General features: G+C 57.5%; 11 protein-coding genes and 1 pseudogene. 7 read left to right on the top strand and 5 right to left on the bottom strand.

The window, feature by feature from the left end; all coding sequences use genetic code 11:
* The first annotated feature begins 212 nt into the window (after positions 1-212).
* The 5 genes and pseudogenes from J8G15_RS15875 to J8G15_RS15860 all read left to right on the top strand — a co-directional run.
* Entirely contained in the window at positions 213-2,033 is a 1,821-nt protein-coding gene (locus tag J8G15_RS15875) for a DEAD/DEAH box helicase (RefSeq protein ID WP_210543300.1), read from the top strand.
* A 64-nt stretch (positions 2,034-2,097) separates the two neighbouring features.
* On the top strand, positions 2,098-3,924 hold the full coding sequence (locus J8G15_RS15870) for an ATP-dependent endonuclease (RefSeq protein WP_210543297.1): 1,827 nt from the start codon (positions 2,098-2,100) through the stop codon (positions 3,922-3,924).
* Positions 3,925-3,936: 12 nt separating this feature from the next.
* Entirely contained in the window at positions 3,937-4,332 is a 396-nt protein-coding gene (locus J8G15_RS21655; RefSeq protein WP_240538328.1) for a UvrD-helicase domain-containing protein, read from the top strand.
* Complete coding sequence (locus tag J8G15_RS15865; protein ID WP_240538327.1) at positions 4,254-5,684, top strand: UvrD-helicase domain-containing protein; 1,431 nt, start codon at positions 4,254-4,256, stop codon at positions 5,682-5,684. The genes J8G15_RS21655 and J8G15_RS15865 overlap by 79 nt, the downstream gene beginning before the upstream one ends.
* Before the next feature lie 126 nt (positions 5,685-5,810).
* Positions 5,811-6,221 (top strand): annotated as a pseudogene (locus tag J8G15_RS15860) (DUF2130 domain-containing protein); the annotation flags it as partial.
* 39 nt (positions 6,222-6,260) lie between these two features.
* On the opposite strand, the gene J8G15_RS15855 reads toward J8G15_RS15860, so the two are convergent.
* From J8G15_RS15855 to J8G15_RS15845, 3 genes are all read right to left on the bottom strand, one after another.
* Complete coding sequence (locus J8G15_RS15855; RefSeq protein ID WP_240538326.1) at positions 6,261-6,542, bottom strand: YdeI family protein; 282 nt, start codon at positions 6,540-6,542, stop codon at positions 6,261-6,263.
* Between the two features lie 102 nt (positions 6,543-6,644).
* Positions 6,645-7,775 carry a Fic family protein gene (locus J8G15_RS15850; RefSeq protein ID WP_210543296.1) on the bottom strand — a complete coding sequence of 377 codons (1,131 nt, stop codon included), beginning with the start codon at positions 7,773-7,775 and terminating at the stop codon, positions 6,645-6,647.
* 268 nt (positions 7,776-8,043) lie between these two features.
* Positions 8,044-8,730, bottom strand: a complete 687-nt coding sequence (locus J8G15_RS15845) for a glutathione S-transferase family protein (protein ID WP_210543294.1) — start codon at positions 8,728-8,730, stop codon at positions 8,044-8,046.
* 226 nt (positions 8,731-8,956) lie between these two features.
* Between J8G15_RS15845 and J8G15_RS15840 the strand changes: the two genes are divergently transcribed.
* Positions 8,957-9,196 carry a hypothetical protein gene (locus tag J8G15_RS15840; protein ID WP_210543292.1) on the top strand — a complete coding sequence of 80 codons (240 nt, stop codon included), beginning with the start codon at positions 8,957-8,959 and terminating at the stop codon, positions 9,194-9,196.
* A gap of 77 nt (positions 9,197-9,273) precedes the next feature.
* On the opposite strand, the gene J8G15_RS15835 is transcribed toward J8G15_RS15840, so the two are convergent.
* On the bottom strand, positions 9,274-10,392 hold the full coding sequence (locus J8G15_RS15835; protein WP_210543290.1) for a YhcG family protein: 1,119 nt from the start codon (positions 10,390-10,392) through the stop codon (positions 9,274-9,276).
* Between the two features lie 169 nt (positions 10,393-10,561).
* A complete protein-coding gene (locus tag J8G15_RS15830) occupies positions 10,562-11,047 on the bottom strand; it encodes a CreA family protein (protein ID WP_210543288.1) in 486 nt (161 codons plus the stop codon).
* A 106-nt stretch (positions 11,048-11,153) separates the two neighbouring features.
* Here J8G15_RS15830 and J8G15_RS15825 point away from each other — a divergent pair, with 106 nt between their 5' ends.
* Positions 11,154-11,534: a VOC family protein gene (locus J8G15_RS15825; RefSeq protein ID WP_210543286.1), complete on the top strand. Its 381-nt coding sequence runs from the start codon at positions 11,154-11,156 to the stop codon at positions 11,532-11,534.
* Positions 11,535-11,539 lie beyond the last annotated feature (5 nt).

The following is an 11,539-nucleotide window of genomic DNA, read 5'->3' as shown; positions in this document are numbered from 1 at the left end:
TCATTCGCGCCGTGGCCATTCCCGTTTGCCTGGCCTGGGGTCTGGTCGAGTTCATGGCCCTGCAACCGCAGATGCGCCTTGACTGAGATGGCCAGGGTCACTTTCGTGCAGGTTCTGTCGCCCCGCTCCCGCCCACACAGACCCTGAAACCAGTGCATTCACTCAGTGACCCATAATCACGCAAAAATCAATCTCAGGGACGGGATAAATCAATGGCTACCCTCATACCGGCGCTCGGCGCCTGCGTGTCACGCATGACCGCGGGCGAGCGCCGCCTGGCCGAACGGCTGGAACACAAGCTCGACGCGGACTACCTGCTTTGGTACGACGTGCCCGTGGGCCCCAAACACTCGCACCCCGACTTCATCATCATGCACCCCAGCCGCGGCATTCTGGTGCTGGAAGTCAAAGACTGGAAGCTCAGCACCATCGTGCGGGCCGACCTGGAGGTGTGGGAAATTCTGGACCACGGCACGCCTAAAAGCGTGCCCAACCCCCTGCTGCACGCGCGTAACTATGCGCATCAGGTCGTCAAATCGCTGGAACGCGACCCGCAGCTGGTCCAAGCCACGGGCAAGCACCAAGGCAAACTGGCTTTTACGTGGAGCTACGGCGTGGTGCTGACCAACATCACCCGCCAGCAGTTCGACACCGCCGGGCTGCGCCACGCAATCGAGCCCAGCCGCGTCATCTGCCAGGATGAGATGTTCGACACCGTGGACGCCGAAGACCTGCAACGCCGCTTGTGGGGCATGTTCCCTTACCTGATGGGCGGCCTGATGAGCCTGCCCCAGCTGGACCGCGTGCGCTGGATCATGTTCCCCGAGGTCCGCGTGGTCAGCCAAGCTGGCATGTTTGACGACACCAATGAAGAGGCCGACCTGCCCGACATCATGCGCGTGATGGACCTACAGCAAGAGCAGTTGGCCCGCAGCCTGGGCGACGGCCACCGGGTGATTCACGGCGTGGCCGGTTCCGGCAAGACGATGATTTTGGGCTACCGCGCCGAGTTTCTGGCCCGCGCCAACGCCCCGGCCAGCAAACCCATCCTCATCCTTTGCTACAACGAACCGCTGGCCGTGAAGCTGGCCAGCGCCATGGCCGCCAAGGGCCTGGGCAACAAGGTGCATGTGCGGCATTTTCACAGGTGGTGCTATGCCCAGTTGGTGGCTTACGGACAGAGCCTGCCGAACAACAACTTGCCGGTGGACGCCAAGATGATCGACATGGTGCAGCGCGTGATTGACGGCGTGGACCGCCAGCAAATCCCCGGCGGCCAGTACCAGCACGTGATGATTGACGAAGGCCACGACTTTGCGCCCGAGTGGCTCAGATTAGTGACGCAAATGGTGGACCCCACCACCAACAGCCTGTTGCTGCTGTTTGATGACGCGCAAAGCATTTATGAGCGCGCCCGCAGCAAACAGTTCAGCTTCAAGAGCGTGGGCATTCAGGCGCAGGGGCGCACCACCATTTTGAAAATCAACTACCGCAACACGCGGCAGATTTTGCAAACCGCCAGCCTGGTGGCGGCAGACCTGTTGACGGCAGACGACAAAGACGACGACGGCATCCCCCTACTTAAACCCGTGAGCTGCGGGCGCGATGGGCAAGCCCCCATCATCATTAAGTTGCCCACCCTGCGCGACGAAGCATTTGCGATAGCCGACCACCTGGCCAGCGCCCACCAAGAAGGCTTTGCCTGGGGCGACATGGCGGTTCTGTGCGCGGACGCCAAAACCCGCGACCTCTGCGCCCAAGCATTGGCGCAACGCAAGCTGCCTGTAGAAAACAGAACTCGCTCTGGCGACTTTGACCCCGCCAGCAACAAGATCAAGGTGATGACCATGAAGGTCAGCAAAGGCCTGGAATTCCCCGTGGTGGCGCTACCCGGCGTGGGGCACATGCCTACGCCCGGGGAGGACGAAAAGGATGCGGCACGGGTGTTTTATGTGGCGGCGACTAGGGCAACGCAGAGGTTGGTGATGGGCGTCGGTGGCGGTGGGGCACTTGGGCAGCGGTGGGAAAGTTAGCAGCCTCAGTATTGCAAGAGACAAGAAAACAGTTAGTGCTACTCAAGCATTGAAAGGATACCCAGTGAAAGTTGTAAACCTCAAGATTGCGAACTTCCGCAGTATTCAAAGTGCTGAGTTGAAGTTTGACGGGCATTGCTTAATCGTTGGACCAAATAACGTTGGCAAAAGCACCGTATGTGAAGCACTGGACTTGGTTCTCGGGCCTGATCGGATTTCTCGATTCCCGCCAGTCGAAGAGTTCGATTTTCACAATGCACGCTACTTTGTCCCGAGTGAGGTCGAAGGCGAGTACCCGACGGCAGTGCCGATCCGCATTGAAGTGATCCTGACGGACATCAACGCCGAAGTAGAAAATCGCTGCGGTCAACACCTGGAGTTTTGGAACACAGCGGAGAAGCGACTCCTGAATGAGGGTGAGATCGACCAAGCAAATCCGCCCTTGGTCGTAAGTTGCTTACGTCTGGAGACATTGGCTGCCTACAACCCGGAAGAGGACGAGTTTGAGGCACAGACCTATTATTCGCGCAGCCCCGGCGCAGGTCCCGGCGAGCTGGACAAGGTGAGCAAAGACGTTAAGCGCATGTTCGGATTCTTGTATCTGAGGGCCGTTCGCACTGGTTCTCGCGCATTAAGCCTCGAGCGCGGATCGTTGCTTGACGTCATTCTGAGACTACGCGGGTCACGAGCAGGTCTGTGGGAAAAGGCCATTGAACGACTCAGAGAACTCGATATCGAAAAAGATGCGACGCATCTTCACCCAGTCCTCAAGTCAATCGAGGCAAAGCTCGGCATGTACATCGCCTCGGATGCTGCGGGCAGAACTACCAAGTTGCACGTTTCACAACTTACGCGCGAGCACTTGCGTAAGACGATGGCGTTCTTTCTTTCGATGTCGAAAGACCAGACTCCGGTACCGTTTCAGCAAGTCGGCACGGGCACGTTGAACGTGCTCGTCTTGGCCCTTCTTTCATTTATCGCTGAACTTAAGCCATCTTCGGTCATATTCGCAATGGAAGAACCGGAAATAGCTGTACCACCTCATACACAACGACGGATTGCTGAATACCTACTCCGCAATACTACTCAAGCGTTTGTGACTTCCCACTCGCCATTCGTTATCGAACGTTTCGAGCCTGAGCAAACCCTGCTGTTGTCTCGTGGTCCAGATTCCAGTGTCACGGCAAAAAAAGTGTCAGAAGCCGGTGGGCTAAAAGGCAACGACTTCAAACGCTACGCTAGGCGCGGATTGACGGAATGTATGCTGGGCAAGGGTGCTATAGTAGTAGAAGGATTGACAGAGTTTCATGCATTGCCCGCAGCTGCGCGAATTATGGAGGCGCACGACCAAGCACTACAACCGCTTGACCTTTCCGGTGCAACATTCTTCGATGCTGAGACCGAAAGCAACATGCCAAAGTTTGGCATCTTCTTCAAATCTCTGGGGCTCAAGACCTTTTCGTTTTACGACTTCATCGTGCGACCCCCAGAAAAGAAACAACTCTTAACTGATGCTTTCGACATTGATTTTGAACATCCGCATGCCGGCTTTGAGGCACTTGTTGCGGAGGAGATGACTGTGGACAGCCTATGGCGCTTCCTTGAGGATTTGCGAAATTCGGGTGACAACGGCAGCTTCCCCATCCCAAGTGATAGACCAACAGACCTCGAAGTTAAGAAGTTAGCGAAATCAGCATTGAAAGGCAATAAAGGAGCTGGCTGGGCAGCCCGACTCTTTGAGGGTTGTGAGGTCGCGGAATTGCCCGTATCTGTTACTACCTTCCTAGAAAAGGTCTACTCAGCTTTTCCTAAACCGGTTGAAATTTCACTGGAAGATGGCGCTGAAGTAATGTTGGATGACGCGTTGCCACCGGGTGCGGAAATCGCTTGACCAAGGCAAGTTATGGAAATATGCGCCCTCCGACAGAGTCTCTTGGATTGCAACGGACATGCTCTTGTAATTGGTGGCCCCGGAAGCGGCAAGACCACTATTGCGCTCAAGAAGGCTGTGGTCAGGATACGCGCGGGTATGACACTAGGCCAGTCAGTTCTCTTTCTAAGTTTCTCCAGAGCGGCTGTAGCTCGGGTCGGAGAGGCTACTAGACAAGAGGTACCAAAGGATCAGCGTGGAATGCTGAGCATGCAGACTTTCCATTCTTTTTTTGGACATTGCTCTCAGCTCATGCCTACCTCCTTGGTTGCCCAAAATCGCTTCGCATATTGTTGCCGTCTGACGAGCAGGCTCTTTACGGCACGATCAAGAAGAAGGATCGAAATGAGGGGAATATTGATTGGCTGAATTGGCTCGCTGAGCGTGAACGGCTATTTCGCGAAGACGGCAAGATCGCTTTTGATTTGTTTGCATCGAACGCAGCAGATTTGCTATGCAGAAGCGCGCACTTGCGGCGCATCGTGGCACAAAAACATCCATTGATAATCGTCGACGAAGCGCAGGATACGAATGAACACGCTTGGCGCTGCATTGAATTGCTGGCACCACTCAGCCAGATTATCTGTTTGGCTGACTTGGAGCAACAAATTTTCGACCACCTTCCAGGCGTTGGGCCTGAGCGCATAGTCTCAATCAAGGCCTCGCTCAATCCCTTGGAAATCAATCTCGGTGCCCAAAATCACCGCAGTGCCGATACTGAGATCGCCATTTTTGCAAATGACGTCTTGTTAAGGAATGTTCGGGGCTCGCCGTATGTTGGCGTTTCATCGTTTAAATACAACCCGAAGCAAAATCAGCAGAGCGCGATCCTGCGCCGAGCCATCGGCATGCTTCAGCGTTCCATACGAACTGCAACTGGCAAATATGGCAGGAACATCGCAATTCTTACCCACTCAGGTGCATCTGCAGCCAAGATATCCGTAGCTCTAAACGCCGGTACAAAGCCGGTTCGGCACAAGTTGTCCTTTGACGAAGCGGAGGCGGTTTTGTCAGCTCGGTTCGCTGCATATTTGCTTGAACCGAAGCTGGAAGCCACTCGTTTCAGCGACCTAGCAACAGCGCTAGAGCTACTCGCCACGGCAAAGCGTGCTGGAGGGTTGGCGGCAGCGAAACAGTGGCAGGAATGGGCTATCAAGATTAGGTCGGGGAAAATGCCCTCTGCCGGGTTTGTTAAGGCAGTACTGGCAGTGATGGATGACCTGAAGGCGCAGCGATTCTCAGGTGATCCGGCCAAGGATTGGAACCAAGTCAAGCGCTCGCTCAGAAATGCCGCGAATGAAGAGCTAACCGGGGTTGCCAAGAATCTTGACTATTTGGTGGCATTCAATCGTGGGAAGCGCATTAGCGGTGGGCTCGGTGCTGTCTGGGTCCGCGATGGGCAGTACACCGGCGCACGAGAAGTACTCGATTCAGCGCTAGCTCAAGATCAAATACTTGGTGGTGTCGATGACCCACCTGGTTTGCAAGTGATGACCGTTCACAAATCAAAAGGGAAGCAATTCGATGGTGTCATCCTTGTCCGCGAGGGAAGACACGACGGCGCGCAGCTGGTGTCCTCCTTCGTGTGGTGGGGCGACACAGTACCATTTCATCGGAGTCGAAAAATACTTCGTGTCGCTATCACGCGGGCTAGGGTTCATACGTTAATCGTTGAACCGATGTTTCCCAAATGCCCGATCATCGGCCCCCACAAGTTGTGAGTAAACATTCAAGCAGATAGATCGCGCGCACTACATTTGGACCTCTTGCAAACTGCGTGAAGTACTTCAACGAACGGCGCGCGCCGAACGATCAGGTTTCGATCAGCAATAACAATCACTCAGAATGCGTATCCGAAAATGTACGTGGTGCGGCCGCAGTTCTTTGTGCCCCTGATCACGCTTCTGCGCAATGCCGCTTTGAACTCCATGAAGTACAAGTCTGAGCTGGCGCTGGTGCGCTCGCAGAACGTGGACATTACGAAATTCGAAACCCAGCTCGACGAATTCAAGACTGCGTTTGGGCGCAATTGGCGCCTGGCCTACGAAGGCTTTGAAGAAGCAATCAAGCGCATCGACGAAGCAATCAAGGACCTGGAAAAAACCAAGGAAGCGCTGCACAAGTCAGCGAACAATTTGCGACTCGCCAACGACAAGGCCGACGATCTGACGATCAAGAAGCTCACACGGGGCAACCCCACGATGGCGGAAAAATTTGCCGAGCTGCCGGGCACCATGACCTCGGCTGAGACTGAGTAGAGCCCGCTGGGATTCCCAGAGGGGCAGCTTGAGGGTGCCCTACAAAGCTGGGCAGCGGGGTCGTTTTGGAGTGCCGCCAGAAAGTCTTCGGGCATCACCATGGTGGCGCTGCCGGCGTAGGCGCTGGCCCAGCGCCCATCGCTGCGCGCGGCGTGGCGTGAGGCGTTGCAGAAACGAGGTGTCGTCCAAGGCCTTGCGCAGCCCGTCGATCCAGCCCCACGCAAGGGCAGCCACCACGCAATCGTCCCAGGTGACGGAGGGCTGGCCGCTTGCCTTTTTGAAGATGCGCACCCAAAGCTCAGACTCGCCGGCGTGGTTCACCCGCAGCTACGCGTGGAGCTGCTCAGGTGTTTCAAAGGTGTGGTGCGCTTTATCGCTCATTAATTGATAGCTGCTTGCGCATACTTTACGGGGGCTAGTGGCCTATTTGGCACACAACTCATACCCCGTACTCCGACCCCCGCCCTCCAGCCTGCGCAGCACGCCGCGCTCCAGCAGGTCGTTGATATCGCGCAGCGCCGTGTCCGCAGAGCATTTGCCAATGGCCGCCCATTTGGCGTTGGTCAGCTTGCCCTCAAAGCCGTCCAGCACACGGTTCAGCACCTGGGTTTGGCGCGCGTTCATGGGCGAGCCCGCCCAGCGCTGCCAGAACTGGGCTTTATCCAGCACGCCCACCAAGGTGGCGTCTGCGCCTTGCACGGCGCGCAGCAGGCAACCCAAAAACCAGTGGAGCCATGGAGTCACGTTCAGCGGGCCCTTTTGCGTAGCCTCCAACTGGTCGTAATAGGCTTTACGCTCGCGCTGTATCTGGGCGCTGAAGCTGTAAAAACGTTGACCTGCTCCCTCGGCCCGGGCCAGCGCCATGTCGCCCACGGCGCGGCTGATGCGGCCATTGCCGTCGTCAAACGGGTGCAGGGTGACCAGCCACAAATGGGCCAGCCCGGCTTTGATGAGTGCGTCGCCCACCGGGGCGGCTTCAAACCAGTCAAAGAAGGCCTGGGTTTGCGCGGGCAAGGTGTCAGCGGGCGGGGCTTCAAAGTGCACTTTCTCCCGTCCCACGGGGCCGGACACCACTTGCATGGGGCCGCTGGCATCTAGCCGCCATTGAGCCACGGTGATGCGCATGCGCCCGCTGTAGCCGGTGGGGAACAGCGCCGCGTGCCAGCCAAACAGGCGCTCGGGGGTGAGTGCCTGGTCAAAGTTGCGGGTGGCGTCCAGCACCACATCCACCACGCCGTCCACATGCCGGTCACTGGGCGCCAAGGCGCCGATATCCAACCCCAACTTGCGGGCCACGGACGAGCGCACGGCGTCCAAGTCCAGGCGCTCGCCCTCGATGGCGCTGGTCGTGATGACCTCTTGTGTGAGCACTTGCAAGGTGGCCTGATCGCGCGGCGCCTGCCCCAACTGGGCCATACGCCCGGCCAGCAGGCCTTGCGCGCGATGCACCTGGGCCAGTGGCGCGGCCAGCGCCGTTGCGTCAAAGGTAAGGTGGGGCCATTCGGGCAATTGCCAGATGTAGCGGGGCGTTCGGGTGTGGCGGTGAGGGCGCATGCGGTGATTATGCAACCTATTCACCGCAATATGTGCGGCAAATAACACCGAAATACGCCTCATGGACACACCGAACCCACCCAAAGTTCCCTATCAACCCACGCCAGAGCCAAGTGCTGGAGCGCTTGCTAGAGGCCGGTCACGTGGGCTCGGGCGGCGGGTAGAAGGCGCGGGCAAAGCCACCCGCTATTGTGTGAACGTCCCCGGCTGGGAGCAGCCTGCGCTCAAGGCCGGGCTACCTTGAATTTGCTGCGCTTTCAGTTGCGGTTTACTTCATCACCACAGGGCCACCCTTGGCCAGTGCGCGCTGGTAGGCCGGGCGGGCGACCATACGGGCTTTGTACGCCACCAAGTTAGGGAACTGGCTGGCGTCGGCACCACGTGCCAGCGCCGCCTCCACGGCAAAGCTCATCTGAAAATCTGCCACGCTGATCTGCTCCCCGGCAAACCAGGCGTGCGTGCCCAGGTGGGTCTCCATGAACGCCAGGGCGGTGGCCAGATTGGGGTCAATGAGTTTGGCCTGCACTTTGGCGCACAGTGCCCGCGCGATGGGTCGCACAAAGAAGGGCATGGGCTGGGTGGGGATGGTCATGAACACCAGCTTCATCACCAGCCAGTTCATCAACGAGCCTTCGGCGTAGTGCATCCAGAAGCGTGACTGACGGTACTGGGGGGTGCCCGTGGCGGGTTGCAGGCCAGCCAGGTCGCCCTTGGCCTTGGCGCCATATTTTTCGACCAAGTACTCAAGAATGGCAGCGGATTCGGCCACGGTCTCATTGCCGTCGGTGATCACGGGCGATTTGCCCAAGGGGTGAACCGCCTTTAACGCAGCCGGCGCGAGTTTGGTGACAGGGTCTCGCTTGTAGAGCTTGAGGGTGTAGGGCACGCCCAGTTCTTCAAGCAGCCACAAAACGCGCTGGGAACGAGAGGTTTCTAGGTGGTGGACAGTAATCATGGGGGAATTATGGGGGACCGGGGCCGTTGGGCCAAGGGGGTGGCAAGGGCTGCTGCACTTGAAGTGAAGGCCGCGCCATCATGTGGCTACGCCACACCCAGAGGAGTGAACGGCGCAACCTCTACTATCTATTTGATAGCTGGTTGCGCATGTTCTACTGGGACTATTGGCCTATTTGGTACAAAATTGAATCGACCTACAGAGCACATTGCCCGCCCCTGCCCCCATGAACCACGACGACTTAGACGACCTGCGCGACCGCAACCGGGCTGCCGACGAGGCCCGGCGGTATCGTGCGTCTGATCAACAGAAGCAGCGCCAGGCAGACGACCTGAAGCGCCGCTTTGCCCGCTACAGCGGTGGCGCCCCGAAGGTGGCGTGGCTCAAAGGGCCAGCCCGAAGCTGGGGCCGCTGGGCCTTGGCGGCGCTGGTGGTGGCCTATGTGGCGTGGGTGATTTTGGCTTGAGGTGTCTGCAGTGTGCGGCTACGGCGTTTGGCCAATTACTATTGATTTCATAGCTGCTTGCGCATATTGCACGGAGGCTAGCGGTCAATTTCTCTCTCAATCTCAGACCACTCCGCCAGTTTCTGCTGCAGCTCTTCTTTGCTCGGCAAATAGAGTTGGTATTCCCGGGCGTGGATGTTTGCGTCTTTGGGCAAGGTGATTTCCACCAGCGCCTCGTGCTTCTTCTTGCACAACACGATGCCAACGGTGGCGGCTTCGGCATCGGTTTTGACGTGGCGGTCAAAATAGTTGACGTACATCTGCATCTGGCCCAAATCCTGGTGGGTGAGCTTGCCGATCTTGAGGTCAATCAGCACATAGCAGCGCAACAAGCGGTTGTAAAACACCAGGTCTACAAAGAAGTGGTCGTCGTCAAAGGTGAACCGTTTCTGACGCGCCTCAAACAAAAAGCCTTTGCCCAGCTCCAGCAGAAAGTGTTCGATCTGGTTGATGATCGCGGCCTCAAGATCAGACTCGGAAAACCGGGCTTGTTCGGACAGGCCCAAAAACTCCAGCACCAGTGGTTCTTTGAGCAGGTCGCTTGCGTTGCTGACGAGTTGCCCTTGCCGGGCCAGTTGGCGAATGCCGTCTTGGTCGCGGCTCAGGGCCAGGCGCTCATACAGGCCGCTTTGGAACTGGCGACGCAATTCGCGCAGCGTCCAGTTTTGGTGGGTGGATTCGATTTCGTAAAAGCTGCGTTCTTCGCTTTTTTTGATGCCCAGTAGGAAAACGTAGTGTGACCAGCTGAGGGAAAACGGGCGATTTTTGGTGGTGGCCAATAGGTCAGACAGTGTCTGACCTATTGGCTGTTGTGTCCGAGTCTCGAATAAGCCAGACGCTGTCTGACCCATTCTTTGGGCGTGCAGTGCGTAAAACTGGCGCATGAGTTTGAGGTTGGTGACTGAGAAGCCGCTGCCAAATTCGGCCGTCAGGCGTTCAGCCAAGTTCTTGAGCATTTGCGTTCCGTATTCCGCCCGGCTCTCGCCTTGCTGTTCAAACTCAACAATATGCCGACCAATCTCGAAGTTGGTGTGCACCTGCACCAGATCAACGCCACGGGCAACCGTGTTGCGAGCGGACTCAATCAGCGTGCGGATGTTGGCAAACAGTGTGGACTCGGCGTTGTCTGCGGCGGGAATGCGTGGCGTTTTCTTCATGGCTGCTCCTGAAACTGGGGCTCTTGATACCTCGTCTTTATACTGTATTTATAACCAGCCTCGAAGAACTATCCGGCGGACAACAAGATTAGCGAGCTGCACCGTCCACCCATGGCTTAACGCTACTTATTCAATAGCTGCCTGTCTATATTTGACAGTGGCTATCGTCCTATTTTCCATGTAGATTCAATTTGACTGGGATCGGCTGATCAGCCGGCACGGCCACCGCCGTCACGCTGTTTTTAGGGCTGCCGTCGATGATTTTGTCGGAGTACACCAAATAGACCACCGTATTGCGCTTGACGTCCACCATGCGCACCACCCGCACGTGTTTGAACAAGAAGGACGAGCGGGCGTTGAACACCTCGTCTTGCTTGTCGATCTTCTCTTTGAAGCTGATGGGGCCCACCTGGCGGCAGGCCACGGCGGCGTCTGATGTGTCTTCTGCCAGACCCAGCGCACCGGCGTAGCCCCCGGTTTTGGCGTGCGACAGATAGCACGCCACGCCGTCGACCGCCGGGTCGTCAAACACATCGACCACCACCTTGTCGTTGGGGCTGAGCAGTTTGAAGGTGGTGCTGACGCTGCCAACGGTCTCGGCGCTGGCGGCCAGCGCAAGGCTGCTGAGCAGCAGCGAGGCAAATAGTGTTTTCATGGCAAATTCTCTGGGTTGGAATAGGGTTGGTGCTTGATTGCGGGCCCGTGCACACACAGGCCGCTAGCGTATCGTGCGGGTATTGAAAACCAAAGGGAGACTTGCCATGCAACTCGGCTACACCATCCTCTACGTGCCAGACGTGCCTGCCACGCTCAAGTTTTACGAAGCTGCCTTCGGACTCACCACGCGGTTTTTGCATGAAAGCGGGGACTACGGCGAGCTGGAGACGGGCAGCACGGCGCTGGCGTTTTCAGCGCATCGCCTGATGCAGCAGCTGGGCAAGAACCCGCAGGCTGCCAGCCCCACAGCGCCCTGCTTTGAGATTGCGCTGTGCACCCCGAATGTAGCCACCGCGCTAGAGCGCGCCGTGGCCGCCGGGGCCACACCAATGCGCCCCCTTGAGGTGATGCCCTGGGGCCAGACGATTGCCTATGTGGCCGACATCAACGGCTTTCTGGTCGAGCTGTGTACGCCCATGACGTAGCCGCT

Source organism: Rhodoferax sp. PAMC 29310, assembly GCF_017948265.1.
Classification (GTDB): Bacteria; Pseudomonadota; Gammaproteobacteria; order Burkholderiales; family Burkholderiaceae_C; genus Rhodoferax.
This window is presented reverse-complemented; position numbering and strand designations above follow the sequence as displayed.